The following is a 20,997-nucleotide window of genomic DNA, read 5'->3' as shown; positions in this document are numbered from 1 at the left end:
ACGCCCGAATCGGGCGTCCCGTGTCGTGTTCCCGAGCACTCCCGGCACCGGCTACCGTTTCGTGTACCACTGTCAGTCGCATCACCGTCAGGCCCGGGAGGAGGACGGCCGTGACCACCACTGCCACCGACTCCGAAGCCCGCGGCGGAGCGCACGCCCGCCGGCGGTTCTGGACCCGGGTGTGGATGCTGATGTTCGGCTCGGCGCTCGCCTACCTGCCCGTCGCGCTCGCACCGAATCTGATCCACGCGGTCGCCCGCCGCACCGACGAACTGGCCTACGACCGGTCCACGCCGGTGCGCAGCGGCGTGCTCACCACCCTCACGATGGGTGAGGCCGCCGCCGTCCTCGGGGTGCTCGCCGCCCTCGTCATCGCGCTCAATCTCATCGCGTGGTCGCTCGGACCGGCCATCACTGCGGAGGGTTCGTCCCGGTCGACCGAAGCGCTGCGCCTCGAACACCTCGAACTGTGCGGGTCGGTGTTCGGCGTCGGGGCGACGATGACCTTCGTCGCTGCGCTGCTCGACGGCCTCCCGCACTCCGTGGATCTGGCGGCGCTGCTGCTGTTCCCGGCAGTCTTCGTGATCGTCGTGCTCAGCCAGGACCTGTTTCTCGCGACCCAGCGTGGCGTCGGTGCCCGCCGTCGTCTGCGCCGGGAGGCGTCGCTGCTGCGCCGGCGTGAATTGCTCGCCACGGCAGCGAGGCTGCGACCGGGCGACCCGCGGGTCGCCGGCCACCCCTTCGCGGCGCTCGCCGTCGAACTCGCGATCCTGGCTGTCGTCACGGTGGTGACGGGGCTCCTCATGATCGTGGTGTTCGACGACGAGTCGGGTTCCGGACTCCTCCTGGACTCCTCGGACGTCGCTTTCGTGGTGGTCACGTCCGCGATCACGATGTTCACGGCCGTCGTCCTCGTGCTGTGGACGGTCCGCTGCTGGTTGCTCCGCCGATACGTCGGCGCCGTCCTGTCCGCGGCCCTGGCTGGCACCCTCTACGTCGTGGTCGGTGCGGGAATCGTGTGGGCGGCACTCGACGAGGACGCCGTCGCCGAGGCGATCGCCTCCGCCGCCGTCCTGTACGCCTGGATAGTGCTGCCGGCTGCCGTCCTGCTCCTCGGCACCGTCGGAGTGGGCCGTCGCGGTCGCTTCCCTGGTGTCACCGCCGCCCTGCGCGCCGCGGTGCTGCGCGAGCGGTACCGGGTGCGGCGGGCCGAGCTCGACGGTGACCGGAGGAACGGTCGAGCGGAGGGTTCCGTCCCGCCGCTCCGTCATCTGATCGTGCGGGCCCGCACCGTCGCCCGCGTCGCTCCGGCGGACCCGACATGACGATGGGGACGTCCTCCTCGGAGGACGTCCCCATCGATCCACTCGTCTACCGGTGCGCGCCCACCGGTTCGGGCTCCGTTGCCCGCTGCCGCTCCGTCTGCTCGGTCAGCAGGTGGCCGAACAGACCCCCGGCGCGCAGCCATTCCCACTCGAGGGGAGTGTCGATCCGGCAGAGCGCCGTGCCCTCCCACACGATCTCGTCCGCACGGCGGACCCGGACGGTGATCTCGGTGGTCGATCCGAGATCGGCCAGTCCGAGCAGGTCGATCTCCTCACTGCCGTCGAAGTTTTCCGGGGCAGGTCCCTGCCACTGGATCGGCAGGACACCCATTGCGACCAGATTGGTGCGGTGGATGCGTTCGAAGCTGCGGGCGAGTACCGCGCGGATGCCGAGCAGCCGAGTGACCTTCGCGGCCCAGTCCCGCGCCGATCCGGCGCCGTAGAGTTCACCGGCGACCACCACGACCGGAGTGCCCTGCCGGCGGTGGTACTCGGCGGCCTCGTGGACGGGCACCGGCTCCTCGCCGGGTGCGGTGCGCGTCCAGCCGCCCTGCTTCTCGGGCACGAGCAGGTTCGCGAGGCGGGTGTTGGCGAAGCCACCCCGGATCATGACGTCGTGGTTGAGCCGTCGGGAGCTGAAGGTGCCCAACGCCCGGTCGCTCACACCGCGCTCGCGGAGCCAACGCCCCGCCGCGGAGTCGGGCAGGACCCGGGCGACCGGCGAGATGTGGTCGGTGGTGACCGCATCGCCGAGGACCAGCAGGGGCCGGGCGGTCAGATCCCCGGTGAGGGTGGGCGACGTCAGCTCCGGTCGGTGAAGGGTGGGCGGCGGATGCTGCCGGCCTCCCCGTCCCAGCGGTAGTGCTCGCCGCGGGGGTACTCGAGTTCCTGCCAGCGCGCGGTGGTCAGTTCCCGGTGCGCGTCGCGCCCGAGTGCGGTGGCCTCGTGCTCGGCCAGCAGTGCGTCGATCTCCTCGTCGGAGGGCCACAGGTCGGCGAGGGTGACGTCGGTGCCGTCCTCGGCCCGCCCGATCGGCTCGCTCGTCACGTCGATGCGGACGTTGCCCGCGAGGGCGTAGGCCACGACCATCGCGGGGGAGGCGAGGTAGGCGTGCGCGACGGCCGGGTGGATGCGTCCGGTGAAGTTGCGGTTACCCGACAGCACCGCCGCGAGCGCGGTGTCCTTCGCCCGGTCCGACTCGGACAGGGCCGGGCTGAGCGGCCCGGAATTGCCCATGCACGTGCCGCATCCGAAGCCCGCGACCTGGAAGCCGAGCCGGTCGAGGTGGTCCTGCAGACCCGCCGAGGCCAACAGGTCGGCGGCAGCCCGCGAGCCGGGCGTGAACGACGTCTTCGTCCAGACCGGTGGACGCAGCCCGGCCGCGACGGCGTTGCGCGCGAGCAGACCCGCCGCGACCAGCGATCGGGGATTGGACGTGTTGGTGCAGCTGGTGATCGCGGCGATCGCAATGTCGCCATCGAGCGGTCCGCCGTCGCCGCGGGAGGTCGGGACCTCGGAAGGCGACAAGGCGTCGTGCGGTCGGGACGGACCGGCGAGGGTGGTGGTGATGCTCCCGAGGTCGATCGACAGGCCGCTGTCGAACCGGGGTGCCGGGCTGCTCGGGGTGCGGAACAGTCCCTGGGCCCGCAGGTACTGCTCGGCGAGACGGACACGCTCGGTGGAGCGGCCCGTCGCGGCCAGGTACTCGATCGTCCGGCGATCGGCGGGGAACCACGCCATCGTCGCTCCGTGTTCGGGTGCCATGTTGGCGACGGTCGCGCGGTCGGGCACCGACAGTGCCTCCAGGCCCGGACCGTGGAACTCGACGACGGCGCCGACGACGTTCAGTGCGCGCAGCTTCTCGGCGAGGGTGAGGGCGAGATCGGAGGCGAACACCCCGGGGGCGAGACGCCCGGTGAGTTCGATGCCGACGACGCGGGGCACGCGGATCATGACGGCCTGCCCGAGAGCCGCGGCGGTGGCCTCGATGCCGCCGACGCCCCAGCCGGTGACGCCGAGAGCGTTGATCATCGTGGTGTGCGAGTCGGTGCCGACCAGGCTGTCCAGCGCTGCGACGTGACGGCCCTCGGATTCGGTCGTGGTCACCACCGGCGCGAGGACCTCGAGGTTCAGTTGGTGGCAGATTCCGAGCCCCGGAGGGACGACCCGAAGACCGGGAAGCCGGTCCTGCGCCCAGCGCAGGAATCGGTACCGATCACGGTGACGCTCGTACTCCAGATCGATGTTGCGAAGTGCCGCTTCGGGATTCGCGTACTCGTCCACCTCGAGCGCGTGATCCACGACCAGGTCGAGGGGCAGTGCCGGTTCCAGTGCGGACGTGTCCAGACCCTCGGCTCGGGCACGTTCGAGCAGGGTGATCATGTCGGCCAGCACCGGGATCCCGGAGGCGTCCTGGAACAACACGCGACCCGGGAAGAACGGGATCGCGGCCGTCTCGTCGCGGCGGGTGACGGCGTGGACGTGCTCGGGCAGCGCCTGCGGATGACCCTGGTGACGCAGGATTCCTTCGGCGAGCGTCTTCAGCGACCATGGCAGGTCGGAGATCGGTCCGGCGCCGTGCGCTTCGGCCTCGGCCAGGCTGAAGTAGTGCAGGGGAGTGCCGGTTCCATCCTCGACGGCCAGGGTCGTCAGCGACCGGAAGGGATCGGTCGTCATACCGCGCCTTCTTCCCTGAAGCGGGTGATCTGCTCGTCGCTGAAACCGATCTCACGGAGGATCTCGTCGGTGTGCTCTCCGAGCGTCGGCGGCGGAGTATCGGGACGGACCGACTCGCCGTCGACGTGCGTGGGCAGACCGAGGACCTGGACCGTGCCGGATCCGGCCGCAACGTCCAGTTCGGAGATCAGCCCGCGGTGGCGGATCTGATCCGAGCGCAGCGCTTCCGACACCGGAGCGACGGGCGCAGCGGGAACACCGGTGTCGAGCAGGATCTCGTCCCACTCGGCCGCCGTCTTCTCCTTGAGGGAGATCTCGAGTTCGTCGCGCAGGATCTCGCGGTTGCGCTTGCGGTCCTCGCGGGTGACGAAACGGGGGTCGGTGACGAGCTCCTCGCGGCCGAGCACCTTGCACAGGATCTCGTACTGTTCCTGCTTGTTCGCCGCGATGTTGAGGACGCCGTCGGCCGTCCGGAACGCACCCGACGGCGCCGAGGTCATGTTCTCGTTGCCCATCGGTACCGGCTCCTTGCCGGTCACCAGATGGTTGGAGACCACCCAGCCCATCGACGTGATGGCCGCGTCGAGCATCGACGTGTCCAGATACGCGCCCTGCCCGGTCTGTCGCTGGCGGACGATGGCGGCGCACACGGTCATGGCCGCGGCCATACCGCCGAAGCTGTCGCAGACGGGATATCCGACGCGCAGCGGTGCGGATTCGGTGTCGCCGGTGACGCTCATGATGCCGGACAGTCCCTGGACCACCTGGTCGTAGGCGGGTCGGCTGCTCATCGGTCCGGTGGCGCCGAATCCCGAGACCGCGCAGTAGATCAGGCGGGGATTGAGTTCGTGCAGATGTTCCCAGTCGAAGCCGAGGCGGGCGAGTACGCCCGGGCGGAAGTTCTCGAGCAGCACGTCGGCGTCCGCGAGCAACTGCTCGAAGACCTTCTTGCCGCCCTCGGTCTTGAGGTTGACCGTGACCGAGCGCTTGCCGGCGTTCTGGGCGAGGAAGGACACCCCCATGTACTCGGCGCTGAGGTCGGGATCGGCGCCGAGCTGGCGGGCCAGGTCGCCGCTGCCGGCGGTCTCGACCTTGACGACATCCGCGCCGAGCAGGGCCAGTTGGTAACCCGCGAAGGGGCCGGCCAGAACGTTGGTCATGTCGAGGACGCGCACGCCCTCGAGAAGGTTTGTTGTCACAGGAAGGCCTCCACGGTTCCGAGCCCGGCAGCACTGATCTGCCGGGCGGTGTCGGTTACGGCATCGACATAGGCGGCGACCCGGTCGGCGGTGAAGCGCGACGTGGGGCCACTGATCGACAGGGCTGCGATGACACGCCCGTCGGCGGACAGGATCGGCGCGGCGACCGCGGAAGCGCCCAGCTCCCGATCGCCGTGGGTGATGGCGTAACCCGCCTCCCACGCTCCGGCGGCCTCGGTCCTCAGGTCCACCGTGCTCGTCGTGCCCTCTTGCTCGGCGAGAGCCTGGAGGACGTCGTCCGGGCAGCCACCGAGCAGGATCCGGCCGGCGGCGCCGACGACGAGCGGGTACTGCGCGCCCACCTGGACGACACTGCGGACCGTCGTCGTGCCCTCGACCTGAGCGACGGAGAGGCGGTGCAGGTCCTGGCGGATGTAGATGTTGACGGTCTCTCCGCATCGATCGCGCAGTTGCGTCATCGATCGCCGTGCCTCGGCACCGATTTCCCACATCGCGTCGGCCAGACCGATCCAGCGGAGGAAGGCGGGGCCGACGCTGTAGGTCGTCGAGTCACCGCGGGTGGCGACGATCCCCTGCGTGGTGAGGGTGCCCAGGAGGCGCACCACCGTCGACTTGGGGAGTCCGGTGATCTCGACGAGTTCGCGCAGCGTCCGGATCGGGTGCTCGGCGTCGAATGCGTTGAGCAGATCGAACGCGCGGGCAACGCTCCGCACGCCGCCGTCGGCTCCGGTGACCGTCGATGCCTGTGTCATGCGAGTCACTCTAGGTTCGTAGAACGGTTTCGACAATCCGCATAATGGATCACTGAAGCGTTTTCCCTGGAAGAACTCTTGCGCGTTCCGGTGGATGAGAGAAAGTGGTGCACCCGTTCCGTCCTACGGAACATCCGACCGTGGGGTGCACCATGCTCACGGCAGGCTCCTCCTGAGGTGAAACAGTCGCGTCGCCGGTGTCGGCTACGGTGACCCGGTGCCTCTCGTGATCACCACCGTGAACGTCAACGGCGTGCGCGCAGCCGCAGCCAAGGGTCTCGTCGACTGGCTCGCCTCGTCGGCCGCCGACATCGTGTGCCTGCAGGAGGTGCGCGCCACCGAGAAGCAGTTCCACGCCGCCATCGTTCCGGCGCTCGAGGCCGGATGGCACTGCGTCGGCGCGGAGTCCTCGGCCAAGGGCCGTGCCGGGGTGGCGATCCTCTCGGGCGTACCGGCGGACGCCGTTCGCGTCGGATTCGACGTCGACGAGTTCGCGTCGGCCGGCCGCTACATCGAGGCCGACTTCGGCGACGTGACGGTGGGAAGCCTCTACTTGCCGACCGGTGAGGCGCAGACGCCGAAGCAGGACGAGAAGGAACACTTCATGAAGAGCTTCGCGACCTATCTCGCCGAGCGGTACGCCGTAGTGACGGCCGCAGGGCGCGACATGGTGGTGTGCGGCGACTGGAACATCGCCCCCACCGAGCGGGACATCAAGAACTGGAAGGGCAACGTCAAGAAGTCCGGCTTCCTGCCCGAGGAGCGCGCCTGGGTCGGCGACCTGCTCGACGCGGGCTGGCGCGATGTGGTGCGCGACCTCCACGGAGACGTCGCCGGTCCCTATTCGTGGTGGTCGTACCGCGGCAAGGCATTCGACACCGACGCAGGTTGGCGCATCGACTACCACCTCGTGACTCCGGGCCTGGCGGCCCGCGCGACCGAGGCCCGCGTCGAACGCGCCGCGAGCTACGACCAGCGCTGGTCCGACCATGCACCGGTGACGGTGGCCTTCGATCGCTGACCACTTCTGCGGATCGCCGCAGAAGTGCCCACCTCGGTCGCAGCGCGGCGTGGCCTGCGTGAAATCATCGACGGCATGTCGAGCACTGCAGAACAGAACGCCACGAAGCCGAAGGCCCGCCCCCGTGTGCTGTCCGGCATCCAGCCCACCTCGGATTCGTTCCACCTCGGGAACTTTCTCGGGGCGCTGGCGCAGTGGGTTCCGGCGCAGGACGAGAACGACGCCTTCTACTTCATCCCCGACCTGCACGCGATCACCGTTCCGCACGAGCCGAAGCTGCTGCGCAAGCGCGTGCTCGTCTCCGTGGCGCAGCTGCTCGCGATCGGTATCGATCCGGAGAAGTCCGTGCTGTTCGTGCAGAGCCAGGTGCCCGAGCACGCCGAGCTCGCCTGGGTCCTGAGCTGCATCACCGGTTTCGGTGAGGCCAGCCGGATGACGCAGTTCAAGGACAAGTCGGCCAAGCAGGGCACCGAGCACGCCGGCGTCGGCCTGTTCACCTATCCGATCCTCATGGCCGCCGACATCCTGCTCTACCGCGCGAGCCACGTGCCGGTGGGGGAGGACCAGCGTCAGCACCTCGAGCTGACGCGAGATCTCGCGCAGCGCTTCAACTCCCGCTTCGGCAAGACCTTCGTCGTCCCCGAGCCGACGATCGTGAAGGAGACCGCGAAGATCTACGACCTGCAGGATCCGACGTCGAAGATGAGCAAGTCCGCGGCGACCGACGCGGGCCTGATCAACCTGCTCGACGATCCGAAGGTCTCGGCGAAGAAGATCCGCTCCGCGGTGACCGACAACGAGCGTGAGATCCGTTTCGACCGCGAGAACAAGCCCGGAGTGTCGAACCTGCTCACCATCCAGTCGGCGCTGTCGGGTCGCAGCATCGACGAACTCGTCGCCGGCTATGAGGGCAAGGGCTACGGCGATCTGAAGGCCGACACCGCAGAGGTCCTCACCGAGTTCGTCACGCCGATCCGCACCAAGGTCGACGAGTACCTGGCCGACCCGGCCGAACTGAACCGCATTCTCGCGGGCGGCGCGGACCGCGCTCGTGAGGTCGCATCCCGCACCTTGGCGCAGGTCTATGACAAGGTGGGTTTCCTGCCGCGGACCTAGACGAAGGAGCACCCGGATGGCCGGCGAACCCGACGAGAAGCCGGGCTTTCTCGAGCGTCAACGCGCGGCCCATCCGGTGCTCGACCGCATCCTCCGGGCCGGGGTGCGGTACCAGGAGAACAAGGGCGACTACTACGCGGCCGGTCTGACCTACTTCACGGTGCTGGCGATCGTCCCGATCATCATGGTCGTGTTCTCCCTGGCCGGTTTCGTGCTCGCCGGGCGACCCGAACTGCTCGACCAGATCCGCCAGATCATCTCCGAGAACATTCCCGGTCAGCTCGGCGGCACCGTGCAGAGCCTGATCGACTCGGCGATCGAATCCCGCGGCGCGGTCGGCCTCATCGGTCTGCTCACCGCCTCGTATGCCGGTCTGGGCTGGATCACGAATCTCCGAGAAGCCCTCACCGCCATGTGGGAGCACCCGCGCGACAAGGGCAACTTCTTCGTGGTGAAGCTGCGCGACGGCGGCGCACTCCTCAGTCTCGGCCTCGCGATGACCGTGTCGTTGGGGCTCTCGGCGCTGAGCAGCGGGCCGATCGCGCGCAGGATCGTCGAGTTGCTCAACATGGAGAACCTCGTCGGTATCGGCGTGGGTCTGCGCGTTCTGGCGCTGGTGACGGCCACCGCCGCCACCGCTCTGGTGTTCACCTGGGTGATCGCTCGCCTGCCCCGCGAACCCGTTCCGTTCCGCAGCGCTCTCGTCGCGGGTCTGATCGCCGGGATCGGTTTCGAACTGCTCAAGCAGACGGGTTCGATCTACCTCGAACGTGTGCTCAACGGACCGGCCGGCGTCGCGTTCGGACCGATCCTCGGCATCCTCGTCTTCGGTAACCTCACGGCCCGCCTGGTGCTCTTCTGCACCGCGTTCGCGGCGACGTCCCGAGCGAGCCTCGCTCTCGCACACCATCCCGCGCCCTCGGGGGCGGTCATCACGCCCCGCCTCGAGGTGCACGAGGGTCTCGATGCGCGCCGCGGTGCTGCGCTCCTCGGTGCGGGTGTGGTCGGTGGACTCCTTGCCGGACTGCGATTCCGGAGGAAATGAACGAACTCCCGGGGTGAAAACCCGGTTCGGGGGTGCCGATCGTGCCGCGGACGGGCGACGATGGAGGCGTGGCAAAACAGACGCGATCCGTCGCGCCCCGACGCTCGTTCCGGGTGACTCCGCGCAGAGTGCTCGCGGCCGTCCTGGTCCTGCTCGCCGCGCTGTTCGTCCTCCAGAACCGCAACAGTACGAGCATCGACCTCTTCTGGATCTCGCTGCAGGCACCGCTGTGGCTGGTGCTCGTCGTCGTCTTCGCGGTCGGGTGGGTCGCGGGCTTTCTGTTCGAACGCGGACGCTGATCCGATCCCGCTTCCGGCTCACCCGCGCGCGGAGTCCTGTTCCATCGACCGGCGGGCCTGTTCCTCGGTGAAGTTCGGGACGATACGCAGTTCGTCGAGCGCGACCCGCCGTCCCGATTCGGTGCGCAGTTCGACCCGCACGGGTTCGCCGGTCCGGTCGTCGGCCAGGGCGAGCGGGGCGCCTCGTTCGCCCTGCAGATACATGTCCCCCCACTGCATCAGCGCGACGACGGCCGGCAGCAGATCGCGTCCCTTGTCGGTGAGCACGTATTCGTACCGGGTGCGCTGCCCGGGTTCCTTGTAGGGCCGCCGCTCCAGCAATCCCTCGGCGGTCAGTTCGCGCAGACGTGTCGCCGCCACCGCCTCGGTGATCCCGACGCGCTGCGCGAAGTGGTCGAACCGGGTGGTGCCGTAATAGGCCTCCCGCAGCAGCAGGATCGCCGAGCGGGTTCCGACCACGTCCATGGCCTTGCCGATGGAGCACTGGGTGGGTCGCCACGCGTCCCGGTCCGAGAGGAATCCGTCCAGCCGTGCAGCCTCCATGGGATCCACTCTACTACTGACTTGTGTAATCCATAGTCAGGATGCACACTCCTGACTATGGAAGACAGGAGTCAGCTCGTCGTCGGGCTCCTCCTCCGTCCCAGGAGTTGCGCTCATGACAACGACCCTCGCCCCGTTCCCCGTCCGCTTCGACGAGACCTGGCGCGCCTTCGACGGCATCCACGGCGGCCTGGTGCTCGCCGCGATGCTGCGTGCCGCGGCAGTCGACACCGGTGCCGTCCCCATGGCGGCCGCCGCGCACTTCTACGCCCCCGTCCGACCGGGACCGATCGAACCCGCCGTGGAACCCGGCCGCGACGGTCGCTCTCCGGGGGTGCGTGTGCTGATCGGTGATGCGGCGACCGCCCTGGTACGTCTGTCGCGCACTTCGGCGGAGACCTCCCACAGCCCGACGATCGATATCGGGGCCGATCCGGAGAGCTTCGCGGTGCTCGACATCCCCGTCGAATTCGTGCCGTTCTCCCGGCACATCGAGATCCGGCCCGTCGACGCGGCCCGCCCGATGGCCGGGGGAGAGGACCCCGGTTACGACGTGTGGATCAGGCTCCGGTCCGATCCGGAGTTCACGGGAGCCGAACGCACAGCGGTCCTGCTCGACGCGCTGCCGCCGGGACTGTTCGCCATCCGCACCACGTCCGTGCCGATCCCCACCGTCGAACTGTCGGTGCACTTCACCCCGGCTGCGCACTCCACCGCCGGGCCCTGGTACCGGTTGCGGCACCGGACGGTCTGGTGGACCGCGGACCTCTGCGTCGACGAGACCGAATTGTTCACGGCCGACGGCGAACTCGCCGCCCAGGCGCGCCAGCTCCGCCGGATCCTCGAGTGAATACAGCCGAGTGGGGCACAGGGGAGTGGGCACAGACGACAGCAGGCCCGTCCCCGAAGGGACGGACCTGCTGTCGTGCGAGGTGATCAGCGAGCGAACATGAGCGCGCGCTTGACCTCCTGGATCGCCTTCGTCACCTGGATGCCACGGGGGCACGCGTCGGTGCAGTTGAAGGTGGTGCGGCAGCGCCACACGCCTTCCTTGTCGTTGAGGATGTCCAGACGCTCGGAGACACCCTCGTCACGCGAATCGAAGATGAACCGGTGCGCGTTGACGATCGCGGCGGGGCCGAAGTAGCTGCCGTCGCTCCAGTACACCGGGCACGAGGTGGTGCAGCACGCGCACAGGATGCACTTGGTGGTGTCGTCGAACCGGGCACGGTCGGCCTGCGACTGGATACGCTCGCGGGTCGGCTCGTTGCCGGAGGCGATGAGGAACGGCTTCACGGCGCGGTAGGCGTCGAAGAAGGGCTCCATGTCGACGACGAGGTCCTTCTCGACCGGAAGGCCACGGATCGGCTCGATCGTGATCGTGACGTCCTTGCCGTTCTTGTCCAGCATGTCCTTCATGAGGATCTTGCAGGCGAGACGGTTGACGCCGTTGACACGCATCGCGTCCGAGCCGCACACGCCGTGGGCGCAGCTGCGACGGAAGGTGAGCGTGCCGTCGAGGTAACCCTTGACGTAGCCCAACAGGTTGAGCAGACGGTCGGACGGCAGTGCCGGCACCTGGAACGAATCCCAGTGCTGACCCTTGTCGTCCTCCGGGTTGAACCGGGCGATCTTGAGGGTGACCATCGTCGCGCCCTCGGGCACGGGTGGCAGTGTCGACGCGCCCGTGTCGGTCTTCTCGATGGTTGTCATCAGTACTTACGCTCCATGGGCTCGTACCGGGTCTGGACCACCGGCTTGTAGTCCAGGCGAATGTCGGAGATCAGTTCCTCGCCCACCTTGTACGCCATGGTGTGCTTGAGGAAGTTCTCGTCGTCGCGCTTCGGGAAGTCCTCGCGGGCGTGCCCGCCACGCGATTCCTTGCGGTTCAGCGCACCGACGACGGTGACCTCGGCCATCTCCAGGAGGAAGCCGAGCTCCAGCGCCTCGAGCAGGTCGCTGTTGTAGCGCTTGCCCTTGTCGTGGACCGTGATCTCCTTGTAGCGCTTCTTCAGCTCGTGGATGTCGTTGAGCGCCTGCGTCAACGTCTCCTCGGTGCGGAACACCGACGCGTTGTTGTCCATCGTCTGCTGCAGCTCGGTACGGATGTCGGCCACCCGCTCCTTGCCGCCCTGGTGCAGGATCAGATCGAGCCAGTCGTCGACGTACTTCGTCGGCTGCTCCGGCATCTCGACGTGCTTCGTGCTGTTGGCGTACTCCGCGGCGGCGATGCCGGCGCGACGACCGAAGACGTTGATGTCGAGCAGCGAGTTGGTGCCGAGACGGTTGGCGCCGTGGACGGACACGCACGCGCACTCGCCGGCCGCATACAGGCCGGGCACGACGTTCTCGTTGTCGCGGAGGACCTCGCCGTCGACGTTGGTCGGGATACCGCCCATGACGTAGTGGCAGGTCGGGAACACCGGCACGAGTTCGGTGACGGGATCGACACCGAGGTAGGTGCGGGAGAACTCGGTGATGTCGGGGAGCTTCTCCTCGAGGACGTCCTCGCCGAGGTGGGTCACGTCGATGTAGACGTAGTCCTTGTTCGGTCCGGCGCCGCGACCCTCGAGCACCTCGAGCACCATCGAGCGGGCGACGATGTCGCGGGGCGCGAGGTCCTTGATGGTGGGGGCGTAGCGCTCCATGAACCGCTCGCCGTCGGCGTTGCGGAGGATGCCGCCCTCACCGCGCACGGCCTCCGAGATGAGGATGCCGAGACCGGCCAGGCCCGTCGGGTGGAACTGGTGGAACTCCATGTCCTCGAGCGGCAGGCCCTTGCGGAAGATGATGCCGAGGCCGTCACCGGTGAGGGTGTGGGCGTTCGACGTCGTCTTGTACATACGGCCCGAGCCACCCGTCGCGAAGACGATGGCCTTGGCGTGGAAGACGTGGATCTCGCCGGTCGCGAGCTCGTACGCGATGACACCCGTCGCGACGGGACCGTTCTCGGTCTCGGTGAGGGTGATGTCGAGCGCGTAGAACTCGTTGAAGAATTCGACGTCGTGCTTGACGCAGTTCTGGTACAGCGTCTGCAGAATCATGTGGCCGGTGCGGTCGGCGGCGTAGCACGCGCGACGGACCGGGGCCTTACCGTGGTCGCGGGTGTGACCACCGAAGCGACGCTGGTCGATCTTGCCCTCGGGCGTCCGGTTGAACGGAAGACCCATCTTCTCGAGGTCGAGAACGGCGTCGATGGCCTCCTTGGCCATGATCTCCGCAGCGTCCTGGTCGACCAGGTAGTCGCCACCCTTGACGGTGTCGAAGGTGTGCCACTCCCAGTTGTCCTCTTCGACGTTCGCGAGGGCGGCGCACATGCCACCCTGAGCGGCGCCGGTGTGGCTGCGGGTGGGGTAGAGCTTCGTGAGCACTGCGGTGCGCGCACGCGGGCCGGCTTCGATGGCCGCACGCATGCCGGCGCCGCCGGCGCCGACGATGACTACGTCGTAACGATGTTCCTGCATGAAGGGTCGGCTCCCCTAGCTCGCCGGGATGTTCGGGTCGAAGGTGAAGATCACGTAGGTGCCCAGGCCCATGATCAGGATCATCGACACGACGAGGATCGTGTTGAGCCAGAACCGGGTGGAGTCCTTACGTGCGTAGTCCGCGATGACGGTGCGCAGACCGTTACCGCCGTGGAGCTGTGCGAGCCACAGCATCGACAGGTCCCAGACCTGCCAGAACGGGCTGGACCAGCGGCCTGCGACGAACGCGAAGTTGATGCGGTGCACGCCGTCATCGAGCATCAGCATGATGAAGAGGTGACCGAGGACCAGGATGATCAGGGCCAGGCCGGACAGGCGCATGAACAACCAGGCGTAGAGCTCGAAGTTGTTCTTCGCGGCACGCCGCGGCGTGCGCGGGTTGTCGAGGCCGGCGGGCCGGTCGTATTCCTTACCCAGAGTCTTCGCTTCGGTCATGTCAGTGCCCCGCAAACGTGTTGAAGAGGATGCGAACGGCCGCGGGGATCATCACCACGAACCAGATCGCGAGGATCGTCCAGAGCATCACGCGCTGGTACTTCGGGCCCTTCGACCAGAAGTCCACGAGCATGACCCGCAGGCCGTTGAGTGCGTGGTACAGGACCATCGCGACCAGGCCGAGCTCCATGAGGCCGACGATCGGGTTCTTGTACGTATCGATCACCGCGTCGTAGGTCTCGGGGTTGACCCGGACGAGTGCGGTGTCGAGGACGTGGACGAAAAGGAAGAAGAATGTCGCCACGCCCGTGATCCGGTGCAATACCCAGGACCACATGCCGGGGTCTCCCCGGTAAAGCGACCGTGTGCGCCCCGCCTTTGCGGGGGCGGCTTCAGTCGTGCTGCTCATCGAGTGCTGTGCCTCCAACGTCAATGGTGGACGCGTCGAGCTGCTCCTACCTGTGGGGGATTCCGCAGTACGGGCCCGACGTGAACCTGAACCGACTTGGATCGACTCTAGACCCATCCCAAACTCGGGAACTAATCTCCGCCCCCATTCGTACAGGGCTCCAAATGCGAAGTTAGGTTTGCCTTTCCAACTGTGATCTGGCGCGGTGGGGGTCGCCTACCGTCGCCCACGCCACCGTGACAGGATGATGAACCATGCCGGACATCGACTGGAAAATGTTGCGCGCCAAAGCACATGAGGTGATGGGTCGAGCCTACGCCCCCTACTCCGGGTTCCCGGTGGGGGCCGCCGGCCTCACCGTCGACGGTCGGATGGTCCTCGGGTGCAATGTGGAAAATGTCTCACACGGACTGGGTCTGTGTGCCGAGTGTGTACTCGTCGGTAACTTGTTCGCCCAGGGTGGAGGCCGCCTCCGGGCCGTCGCCGTCTGCGACTCCCGAGGCCACGTCCTGACCCCGTGCGGCCGGTGCCGGCAGGTGCTTCTCGAACACGGCGGCCCCGATCTCGAGGTCGACGCGCAGGGCGGCCCGCGTCGTCTCTCCGAGCTCCTCCCCGATGCGTTCGGCCCCGACGATCTGGCGGCCGTGCGGGAGAACGAGGACCGCCGTGCCTGACATCGTCACCGTCATCCGCCGCAAGCGCGACGGCCACGAACTCTCCGGCGCCGAGATCGACTGGGTCATCGAAGCGTTCACCCACGGGATCGTCTCCGACGCCCAGATGTCGGCCCTGGCGATGGCGGTCTGGTTCCGTGGCATGAGCCGGGCCGAGACGGCACGCTGGACCACCGCCATGATCGACTCCGGTCGTCGCCTCGATTTCTCCGCGCTCGGCCTGCGCACCGTCGACAAACACTCGACAGGCGGTGTGGGGGACAAGATCACCCTGCCGCTCGCCCCGCTCGTCGCGGCGTGCGGCGTCGCCGTCCCGCAGCTGTCGGGCCGCGGTCTCGGTCACACCGGCGGCACCCTGGACAAGCTCGAGGCGATCCCCGGCTGGAAGGCCGATCTGACCACCGCGGAGATCGCCGAGATCCTCAGCGACCCGGCCGTCGGTGCGGTCGTGTGCGCGGCGAGCGCCGATCTCGCCCCCGCCGACCGCAAGCTCTACGCGCTGCGCGACGTCACCGGAACCGTCGAATCGATCCCGCTCATCGCCAGCTCGATCATGAGCAAGAAGATCGCCGAGGGCACCGGAGCCCTCGTCCTCGATGTGAAGGTCGGCAGCGGTGCCTTCATGAAGGAACTCGGCGAGGCCCGCGAACTGGCACGCACCATGGTCGAGCTCGGCACCGACGAAGGGCTGCCCACGACGGCCCTGCTCACCCGCATGGACAGCCCGCTCGGGCGTACGGCGGGCAACGCGCTCGAGGTCCGGGAGTCCGTCGAGGTGCTCGCCGGCGGCGGACCCGACGACGTCGTCGAGCTGACCCTGGCCCTGGCCCGCGAGATGCTCGAGGCCGCCGGTGTCGACGACGTCGACCCCGCCGACCGGCTGCGCGACGGCACCGCGATGGACCGGTGGAACGCGATGATCGCCGCCCAGGGTGGCGACCCCACAGCGCCGTTGCCGGTCGCGACCCACATCGAGACCTTCCACGCCGACGCGGACGGGGTGCTCTCCGAGCTCGACGCGTACGCGGTGGGCATCGCCGCGTGGCGTCTCGGAGCCGGCCGCGAACGGCAGGGTCAGGACGTCCAGCCCGGGGCCGGTATCGAACTGCACGCGGTCCTCGGCGATCGCGTCCGCGCGGGACAACCGATCGCGACGCTGCACACCGACACCCCGGGACGTATCCTCGACGCGCTCGCCGCCCTCCGCGGCGGTGTCCGCATCTCCGACACGGCCCCCGACCGGCAGCCGCTCGTCATCGAACGGATCCGGGCGTAGGGTCCCGGCGGCCGGAGACCGAGCGGAACCGGCCGCCGCCGACTACCGTCCCGATCATGAACGGCCGTCTGACTCCCGAACTCGTTCGCACCGCACCCAAAGTGGTCCTCCACGACCACCTGGACGGCGGCCTCCGTCCCCGGACGGTCCTCGAACTCGCGGACGCGTGCGGGTGGTCGTTGCCCGCGGACACCGAAGCGGATCTCGCCCGGTGGTTCCGCGAATCCGCCGACAGTGGGTCGCTCGAGCGCTATCTCGAGACTTTCGAGCACACCGTCGCCGTGATGCAGACGGCAGAAGGGCTCGAACGGGTCGCACGCGAATGCGTCCTCGACCTCGCCGACGACGGCGTGGTGTACGCCGAGGTGCGCTTCGCACCCGAGCAGCACCTGGAGAAAGGTCTGTCGCTGGACGAGGTCGTCGAGCACGTCCTCGAAGGTTTCCGCGCCGGGGAATCCGAGGTGGCGGCGGGAGGTCGACGTATCCGGGTGCGCTGCCTGCTCACCGCGATGCGGCACGCGGCGCGTTCGTTGGAGATCGCCGAACTCGCCGTGCGCTTCCGGGACCGCGGCGTGGCAGGTTTCGACATCGCCGGCGCCGAAGCGGGCAACCCGCCGAGCCGTCATCTCGACGCCTTCGAGTACACCCGCGCGGCCAACGCACACTTCACGATCCACGCCGGCGAGGCGTTCGGGCTCCCGTCCATCCACGAAGCGGTCGCCTTCTGCGGCACCGACAGGCTCGGCCACGGCGTACGCATCGTCGACGACATCGAAGTGCACGACGACGGAACCGCCACTCTGGGCCGGCTCGCCAACTACATCCGCGACAAGCGCATCCCGCTCGAACTGTGCCCGTCGTCGAACGTGCAGACCGGCGCGGTGCGCACCCTCGCCGAGCATCCCTTCGACCTGCTGGCCCGCCTGCGCTTCCGCGTCACCGTCAACACCGACAACCGGTTGATGAGCGACACCACGATGACGCAGGAGATGGTGCGGCTCGTCGAGACCTTCGACTACGGCTGGGTCGACCTCGAACGGTTCACGATCAACGCGATGAAGTCGGCCTTCCTCCCGTTCGACCAGCGGCTGGACCTGATCGACGACGTCATCAAACCTGGCTACGCCGTCCTCGTCGGGTAGAGACCGCGACCCGCAGATACCTCTATGGGGCGCGGAGCGGGAAATGGTCATCGGAGCGCGCTCCAACGCGCTCTTGTGACCACTTCGCGCGCCGGAGTGCCCGAGTCGACCCGCGTCAGTGCCGACCCGACGCGACCCGCGTCAGTGCCGGCGCAGTCGTGCCTCGAACTCGCGCTCGAGTTCGCGCCAGGCGAGGGACTCGGTGTCGAACGGCGGCTTGGGTGCCGTGCGTCCCGAATCGGGTTCGATCACGTGGTTGACGAACCAGCCGAGTTCCGTGGACGCGGCGAGCGCGGCCTCCGTCGAGTCGTCGTCCGCGAAGTTCGCTGCGTCGACGAACAACTCGACCGCGAGTTCGAGCTGATCGGGATCGACGGCCGCGACACCTCCGGCGATGTCGTCGGCGATGCCGGTGAGCACGTAGACGTTGTCGTCGGTGACCGTCACGTCGAGCGATCCGTCGACGGCCGCGAGCTGGATCTCCGTGTACGGCTCGAGCGTCGCGAGGTCGTGGTCGTGGTTGTCGGCGAGGTGGCGGGCCAGCGCGCGCTCGGACGGGAAGACGTCGATCGTGCCGTCGTGGCCGAGGAAGACGGCGTCGTCGTTCACGTAGCACCGCAGCGAGTACCAGGTGCCGGCGGTCGTGATGATCCGGATGGGATCGATGCCGACCCGGGTCCAGAACTCGTAGCCGTCGTCCTCTTCGTCGTCGTCACCGTCGATGAACTCGTACTCGTCGTCGTCGTCGACGTCCTCGACCGTGTCGTCCGCCTCGACCTCGTTCTCGTCGACCGCGACGAGCTCGGATTCGATCTCGGCGACCACTGCGGCGTCGACGTCGGGAGTGGAGATCACGGCATCGAGCGCGTCGATCACGCCGTCCCAGTCCTGCGCGACCGCGGTGCCGACGCGATTCCACAGGTCGAGGCCCTCACGCGTGCGGAAGGCCGAGACACCGTGCTGCAGCAGGAGGTCGATCTCCTCGCGTTCGAAGAACTTCGACACGACGTCGAGATCGCAGACGTCGCCGAGGATGCTCACGATGTCGAAGGTGTCCTGCAGCTCGGACACCGAGACGGGATCCGGGTCGTCGGCCACGAGCTCGGGTACGCCGACGAGGTCGTAGGTGTGCGGCTCGTCGGGCTCGAACTCCGAGGCCGCGAGCTTGGACACGATCGGCCATGCCTCGTGCTCGACGAGGTCGTTGTCGGCACCCGAACGCACGAACGCGACGAGCTCGGGGACCGACGGGAAGGCGTACAGATCGTCGCCGTGGCCGAGGAATGCCTCCCACTCGTCGTCGCCTTCGCGCCAGCGCGGCGCCCAGAGCGTCACGAGGTTGCCGTCGGTGAGACCGAGCTCGATCGGGACGATGTCTCCAGCCATGGCGCGAAGCCTAGCCATGTCGGCGCCGAGAATATAGCCGGGGGCGGCTCGCTATCGGTTTCATCGCGTTACCGGACGGTCGCCGACGGTGACCGGACCGTCGTCGCTCGCGGAGAGGGCCCCGCGGAGCTCGTCCATCGCGGAGACACGCGCGGCAGCGGCCTGCCGCGCGGCCTCGTGCACGGTCGCGAGGATCAACGTGGCCAATTCGCGGGTGTCGGTGCCGCCGATCGGCTCGGCCAGCTCGAGTCCTTCGAGCGCTCCCGAACCGTCCACGCGGGCGGTCACCCGTCCGTCGGGACTGCTCGCGGTGCCCCGCACCGCACCGAGCCGCTCCACCGTGCGTTCGAGCGCATCGAGCCGGACATGGGCCCGATCGACGATCGCCTCCACCATCCGTTCGCTCATCGGACGAGACCTCCTCGACGATCGGTCGGTCCGTCCGCCAGGTCGGCACGGGACGGCAGCCGCATCCGGTCGAGGATCTCGCGGGGGACACCTTCGGCGGCGAGGCGTTCGCCGCGGACCACCGCGGCCTCGAGGGCGGCCTGCCGGTTCAGGGCGAGGATCTGATCGGCCAGTTGCCGTGCTCCGTAACGTAACTCGCGGGGGTCGATGCGAAGGTCCACCGGCAGTCCACCGTCCGTCGTCCGCACCGAGATCGTCCCGGCCCGGTTGTGGGCGGTGGCCGTGATCGGTTCCGTCGTCGTGCTGTCCATATCGGGTTGGACGCAGCGCGAGTCCGGCCGGTTCCCCTCCGGTGCGGAATTCTCCGGAATCAACCGGCGGTCGGTCGGTAGACGCCGTGGAAGGCCATTGCGCCGTTGGTGGTGCGCATCGGCGACACGGAGACGGGGTCCCCCGCCTCGACCATGAGGCCGTTGCCCACCACCATCGCCACGTGCCCGTCCCACACGACGAGGTCTCCGGGCAGGGCGGCCGCAGGATCTACCCGTGTGCCGACGTCCTGTTCCTGGGCCAACCGCGGCAGTTCGACGCCGGCCTGCGCGTAGGCGTACTGCGTCAGCCCGCTGCAGTCGAGCCCGGAGCCCGGACTCGTGCCGCCCCACACGTACGGGGTGCCCTGCTGGGCGAGGGCGTGACGCACCGCTGCCGCCGCGGTCTCGTTCGGTGCCCGGCTGACGCTGCCGTCCGGGAGTCGCACCTCCACGCCCGCTAAGAACCCTCCACCGAAGGTGCGCAGCGTGCGTGGCTCGTCACCGGTCGGGTCGGTGCCGCGGTGGTCGCCGGAGCCGATCGGGGGAGCGGAGGGCTCGGGTGGGAGGAGCGCGGACGCCCGATCGGTCAGCTCCGCGAGGGTTCCGGTCACCCGTGTCAGCACGTCCAGCCCGGCGACGAGGTGGTCGATCGCCACCGCGAGGAGTGCGAGCTGACCCTGCGGAAGCGACGTCACGGGTGCGGCCTGGTCGGCGAAGGTGACGAACGAGTCGACGAGACGAGCGATCTCGGCCGCACCGGTGACCACCGTGACGGTTGCTTCGAGCGCGATCCCGGCCAGTGCCGACCCGCGATCGGCCGCCGCGAGGACGTCGGTGAGCACCTGCTCGGCACTCGCGATCGCCTGCGAGGCGGCCGGGCCGCCCCAGGCCCAGGCGAGTTCGGCGACGGCGTCGCGCCCGGCCGCGTGTACCTCCTCGGCCCACTGTGCACCGATGCGCACCATCTCACCCGGATCCACGCCGGGTGGCGCCGCGGTGCCGAACGCGTCGAGCAGGCCGGTCAGCGGTGCGACGAGCGCATCGGCCGGGATCACAGTGACTCCGCGACGGAGTCGAGTCGTGCGGCGGTGTCGTCGGTGGTGCGCTCGTAGGCGGCCGCGGAGGCCTTCGCGGCGTCTCCCATCCCGCCGAGCAGGTCGCCGAGCCGGCCGAGATCGCGCACGTGGGCGGTGTGGGTGGCGGTGAGCGCGGCGAGCAGGGATGCTCCGATCGGGCCCAGTGCGGCGCTCAGCGCCGAGGGGTCGCCGTGCCGTGTCCGGTCGGCGGCCTCGTGCAGGCGCGCGGCCAGTTCGGCGGCGTCGTCGCCGAACCTGCCGACGGCGCTCGTGTCGATCCGTATCGCGTCCCTACCGGAGTACTCGGTCACCTCGTCGCCTCTCGCGTCGTCGCTGTGGGATTCGGCACCTTCGGGCGGTTCCGTCCCTGTCGGGTTCGACGCACCCGACTGTCGATC

At 68.6% G+C, this 20,997-nt stretch carries 23 protein-coding genes; 9 read left to right on the top strand and 14 right to left on the bottom strand.

Going from position 1 to position 20,997, the window contains the following annotated elements; genetic code table 11:
• Window positions 1–110 precede the first annotated feature (110 nt).
• Window positions 111–1,325 (top strand): hypothetical protein, encoded by a 1,215-nt coding sequence (locus AC0LPE_RS16835; RefSeq protein WP_490604859.1) that lies wholly within the window; start codon window positions 111–113, stop codon window positions 1,323–1,325.
• 46 nt (window positions 1,326–1,371) lie between these two features.
• On the opposite strand, the gene AC0LPE_RS16830 is transcribed toward AC0LPE_RS16835, so the two are convergent.
• From AC0LPE_RS16830 to AC0LPE_RS16815, 4 genes are all read right to left on the bottom strand, one after another.
• Window positions 1,372–1,989, bottom strand: a complete 618-nt coding sequence (locus AC0LPE_RS16830) for a hypothetical protein (protein WP_490604858.1) — start codon at window positions 1,987–1,989, stop codon at window positions 1,372–1,374.
• Between the two features lie 137 nt (window positions 1,990–2,126).
• Window positions 2,127–4,001, bottom strand: coding sequence for an aconitate hydratase (locus AC0LPE_RS16825; protein WP_490604857.1), 1,875 nt, complete (start codon window positions 3,999–4,001; stop codon window positions 2,127–2,129).
• Window positions 3,998–5,200, bottom strand: coding sequence for a CaiB/BaiF CoA transferase family protein (locus AC0LPE_RS16820; protein WP_088897651.1), 1,203 nt, complete (start codon window positions 5,198–5,200; stop codon window positions 3,998–4,000). Before AC0LPE_RS16820 ends, AC0LPE_RS16825 begins: the two co-directional genes overlap by 4 nt.
• Window positions 5,197–5,973 (bottom strand): IclR family transcriptional regulator, encoded by a 777-nt coding sequence (locus AC0LPE_RS16815; protein ID WP_490604856.1) that lies wholly within the window; start codon window positions 5,971–5,973, stop codon window positions 5,197–5,199. Before AC0LPE_RS16815 ends, AC0LPE_RS16820 begins: the two co-directional genes overlap by 4 nt.
• A gap of 217 nt (window positions 5,974–6,190) precedes the next feature.
• Between AC0LPE_RS16815 and AC0LPE_RS16810 the strand changes: the two genes are divergently transcribed.
• The 4 genes from AC0LPE_RS16810 to AC0LPE_RS16795 all read left to right on the top strand — a co-directional run bounded on the left by AC0LPE_RS16810 (window position 6,191) and on the right by AC0LPE_RS16795 (window position 9,454).
• Window positions 6,191–6,994 carry an exodeoxyribonuclease III gene (locus AC0LPE_RS16810; protein WP_490604855.1) on the top strand — a complete coding sequence of 268 codons (804 nt, stop codon included), beginning with the start codon at window positions 6,191–6,193 and terminating at the stop codon, window positions 6,992–6,994.
• A 75-nt stretch (window positions 6,995–7,069) separates the two neighbouring features.
• A complete protein-coding gene (gene trpS / locus AC0LPE_RS16805) occupies window positions 7,070–8,110 on the top strand; it encodes a tryptophan--tRNA ligase (RefSeq protein ID WP_026061260.1) in 1,041 nt (346 codons plus the stop codon).
• 16 nt (window positions 8,111–8,126) lie between these two features.
• Window positions 8,127–9,155 (top strand): YhjD/YihY/BrkB family envelope integrity protein, encoded by a 1,029-nt coding sequence (locus tag AC0LPE_RS16800; RefSeq protein ID WP_145693340.1) that lies wholly within the window; start codon window positions 8,127–8,129, stop codon window positions 9,153–9,155.
• Window positions 9,156–9,223: 68 nt separating this feature from the next.
• Window positions 9,224–9,454, top strand: a complete 231-nt coding sequence (locus AC0LPE_RS16795) for a LapA family protein (RefSeq protein ID WP_490604854.1) — start codon at window positions 9,224–9,226, stop codon at window positions 9,452–9,454.
• Between the two features lie 18 nt (window positions 9,455–9,472).
• On the opposite strand, the gene AC0LPE_RS16790 is transcribed toward AC0LPE_RS16795, so the two are convergent.
• A complete protein-coding gene (locus AC0LPE_RS16790) occupies window positions 9,473–9,997 on the bottom strand; it encodes a winged helix-turn-helix transcriptional regulator (protein ID WP_088897655.1) in 525 nt (174 codons plus the stop codon).
• A 115-nt stretch (window positions 9,998–10,112) separates the two neighbouring features.
• Here AC0LPE_RS16790 and AC0LPE_RS16785 point away from each other — a divergent pair, with 115 nt between their 5' ends.
• Complete coding sequence (locus tag AC0LPE_RS16785) at window positions 10,113–10,847, top strand: acyl-CoA thioesterase (RefSeq protein WP_145693339.1); 735 nt, start codon at window positions 10,113–10,115, stop codon at window positions 10,845–10,847.
• Window positions 10,848–10,933: 86 nt separating this feature from the next.
• Here AC0LPE_RS16785 and AC0LPE_RS16780 read toward each other — a convergent pair whose 3' ends face one another.
• Genes AC0LPE_RS16780 through sdhC form a run of 4 tightly spaced genes read right to left on the bottom strand, consistent with a single transcriptional unit; the run spans window position 10,934 to window position 14,326 of the window.
• Window positions 10,934–11,710 carry a succinate dehydrogenase iron-sulfur subunit gene (locus AC0LPE_RS16780; protein WP_229565227.1) on the bottom strand — a complete coding sequence of 259 codons (777 nt, stop codon included), beginning with the start codon at window positions 11,708–11,710 and terminating at the stop codon, window positions 10,934–10,936.
• Entirely contained in the window at window positions 11,710–13,461 is a 1,752-nt protein-coding gene (sdhA, locus tag AC0LPE_RS16775; protein ID WP_016692833.1) for a succinate dehydrogenase flavoprotein subunit, read from the bottom strand. The genes AC0LPE_RS16780 and sdhA overlap by 1 nt, the downstream gene beginning before the upstream one ends.
• A gap of 15 nt (window positions 13,462–13,476) precedes the next feature.
• Window positions 13,477–13,917 (bottom strand): succinate dehydrogenase hydrophobic membrane anchor subunit, encoded by a 441-nt coding sequence (locus AC0LPE_RS16770; protein ID WP_088897657.1) that lies wholly within the window; start codon window positions 13,915–13,917, stop codon window positions 13,477–13,479.
• 1 nt (window position 13,918) lies between these two features.
• Window positions 13,919–14,326 (bottom strand): succinate dehydrogenase, cytochrome b556 subunit, encoded by a 408-nt coding sequence (gene sdhC, locus AC0LPE_RS16765; protein WP_071935442.1) that lies wholly within the window; start codon window positions 14,324–14,326, stop codon window positions 13,919–13,921.
• Between the two features lie 254 nt (window positions 14,327–14,580).
• Between sdhC and AC0LPE_RS16760 the strand changes: the two genes are divergently transcribed.
• Genes AC0LPE_RS16760 through AC0LPE_RS16750 form a run of 3 tightly spaced genes read left to right on the top strand, consistent with a single transcriptional unit; the run spans window position 14,581 to window position 17,418 of the window.
• Entirely contained in the window at window positions 14,581–15,000 is a 420-nt protein-coding gene (locus AC0LPE_RS16760) for a cytidine deaminase (RefSeq protein WP_088897658.1), read from the top strand.
• Window positions 14,942–16,276 (top strand): thymidine phosphorylase, encoded by a 1,335-nt coding sequence (locus tag AC0LPE_RS16755; protein ID WP_202399491.1) that lies wholly within the window; start codon window positions 14,942–14,944, stop codon window positions 16,274–16,276. The genes AC0LPE_RS16760 and AC0LPE_RS16755 overlap by 59 nt, the downstream gene beginning before the upstream one ends.
• 56 nt (window positions 16,277–16,332) lie before the next feature.
• Window positions 16,333–17,418 carry an adenosine deaminase gene (locus AC0LPE_RS16750; RefSeq protein ID WP_088897660.1) on the top strand — a complete coding sequence of 362 codons (1,086 nt, stop codon included), beginning with the start codon at window positions 16,333–16,335 and terminating at the stop codon, window positions 17,416–17,418.
• Between the two features lie 141 nt (window positions 17,419–17,559).
• On the opposite strand, the gene AC0LPE_RS16745 is transcribed toward AC0LPE_RS16750, so the two are convergent.
• The 5 genes from AC0LPE_RS16745 to AC0LPE_RS16725 are packed head-to-tail and all read right to left on the bottom strand — an operon-like array spanning window position 17,560 to window position 20,910.
• On the bottom strand, window positions 17,560–18,804 hold the full coding sequence (locus AC0LPE_RS16745; RefSeq protein ID WP_229565223.1) for a SatS C-terminal domain-containing protein: 1,245 nt from the start codon (window positions 18,802–18,804) through the stop codon (window positions 17,560–17,562).
• 60 nt (window positions 18,805–18,864) lie between these two features.
• Entirely contained in the window at window positions 18,865–19,212 is a 348-nt protein-coding gene (locus AC0LPE_RS16740; protein ID WP_145693336.1) for a YbaB/EbfC family nucleoid-associated protein, read from the bottom strand.
• Window positions 19,209–19,523 carry a hypothetical protein gene (locus AC0LPE_RS16735; RefSeq protein ID WP_088897663.1) on the bottom strand — a complete coding sequence of 105 codons (315 nt, stop codon included), beginning with the start codon at window positions 19,521–19,523 and terminating at the stop codon, window positions 19,209–19,211. Before AC0LPE_RS16735 ends, AC0LPE_RS16740 begins: the two co-directional genes overlap by 4 nt.
• A 59-nt stretch (window positions 19,524–19,582) precedes the next feature.
• A complete protein-coding gene (locus AC0LPE_RS16730) occupies window positions 19,583–20,578 on the bottom strand; it encodes a C40 family peptidase (protein ID WP_088897664.1) in 996 nt (331 codons plus the stop codon).
• On the bottom strand, window positions 20,575–20,910 hold the full coding sequence (locus AC0LPE_RS16725) for a type VII secretion target (RefSeq protein WP_160874338.1): 336 nt from the start codon (window positions 20,908–20,910) through the stop codon (window positions 20,575–20,577). Before AC0LPE_RS16725 ends, AC0LPE_RS16730 begins: the two co-directional genes overlap by 4 nt.
• Window positions 20,911–20,997: the final 87 nt, after the last annotated feature.

The sequence above is a fragment of the Rhodococcus sp. S3 genome (genome assembly GCF_058211795.1).
This window is presented reverse-complemented; position numbering and strand designations above follow the sequence as displayed.

Bases quoted from the DNA above. Each gene is read 5' to 3' on its own strand.
- trpS (WP_026061260.1), top strand. From the start codon at position 7,070: ATGTCGAGCACTGCAGAACAGAACGCCACGAAGCCGAAGGCCCGCCCC.
- AC0LPE_RS16825 (WP_490604857.1), bottom strand. From the start codon at position 4,001: ATGACGACCGATCCCTTCCGGTCGCTGACGACCCTGGCCGTCGAGGAT.
- AC0LPE_RS16760 (WP_088897658.1), top strand. From the start codon at position 14,581: ATGCCGGACATCGACTGGAAAATGTTGCGCGCCAAAGCACATGAGGTG.
- AC0LPE_RS16790 (WP_088897655.1), bottom strand. From the start codon at position 9,997: ATGGAGGCTGCACGGCTGGACGGATTCCTCTCGGACCGGGACGCGTGG.
- AC0LPE_RS16815 (WP_490604856.1), bottom strand. From the start codon at position 5,973: ATGACACAGGCATCGACGGTCACCGGAGCCGACGGCGGCGTGCGGAGC.
- AC0LPE_RS16755 (WP_202399491.1), top strand. From the start codon at position 14,942: ATGCGTTCGGCCCCGACGATCTGGCGGCCGTGCGGGAGAACGAGGACC.
- AC0LPE_RS16735 (WP_088897663.1), bottom strand. From the start codon at position 19,523: ATGGACAGCACGACGACGGAACCGATCACGGCCACCGCCCACAACCGG.
- AC0LPE_RS16740 (WP_145693336.1), bottom strand. From the start codon at position 19,212: ATGAGCGAACGGATGGTGGAGGCGATCGTCGATCGGGCCCATGTCCGG.
- AC0LPE_RS16750 (WP_088897660.1), top strand. From the start codon at position 16,333: ATGAACGGCCGTCTGACTCCCGAACTCGTTCGCACCGCACCCAAAGTG.
- sdhC (WP_071935442.1), bottom strand. From the start codon at position 14,326: ATGAGCAGCACGACTGAAGCCGCCCCCGCAAAGGCGGGGCGCACACGG.
- AC0LPE_RS16745 (WP_229565223.1), bottom strand. From the start codon at position 18,804: ATGGCTGGAGACATCGTCCCGATCGAGCTCGGTCTCACCGACGGCAAC.
- AC0LPE_RS16770 (WP_088897657.1), bottom strand. From the start codon at position 13,917: ATGACCGAAGCGAAGACTCTGGGTAAGGAATACGACCGGCCCGCCGGC.
- AC0LPE_RS16785 (WP_145693339.1), top strand. From the start codon at position 10,113: ATGACAACGACCCTCGCCCCGTTCCCCGTCCGCTTCGACGAGACCTGG.
- AC0LPE_RS16780 (WP_229565227.1), bottom strand. From the start codon at position 11,710: ATGACAACCATCGAGAAGACCGACACGGGCGCGTCGACACTGCCACCC.
- AC0LPE_RS16800 (WP_145693340.1), top strand. From the start codon at position 8,127: ATGGCCGGCGAACCCGACGAGAAGCCGGGCTTTCTCGAGCGTCAACGC.
- sdhA (WP_016692833.1), bottom strand. From the start codon at position 13,461: ATGCAGGAACATCGTTACGACGTAGTCATCGTCGGCGCCGGCGGCGCC.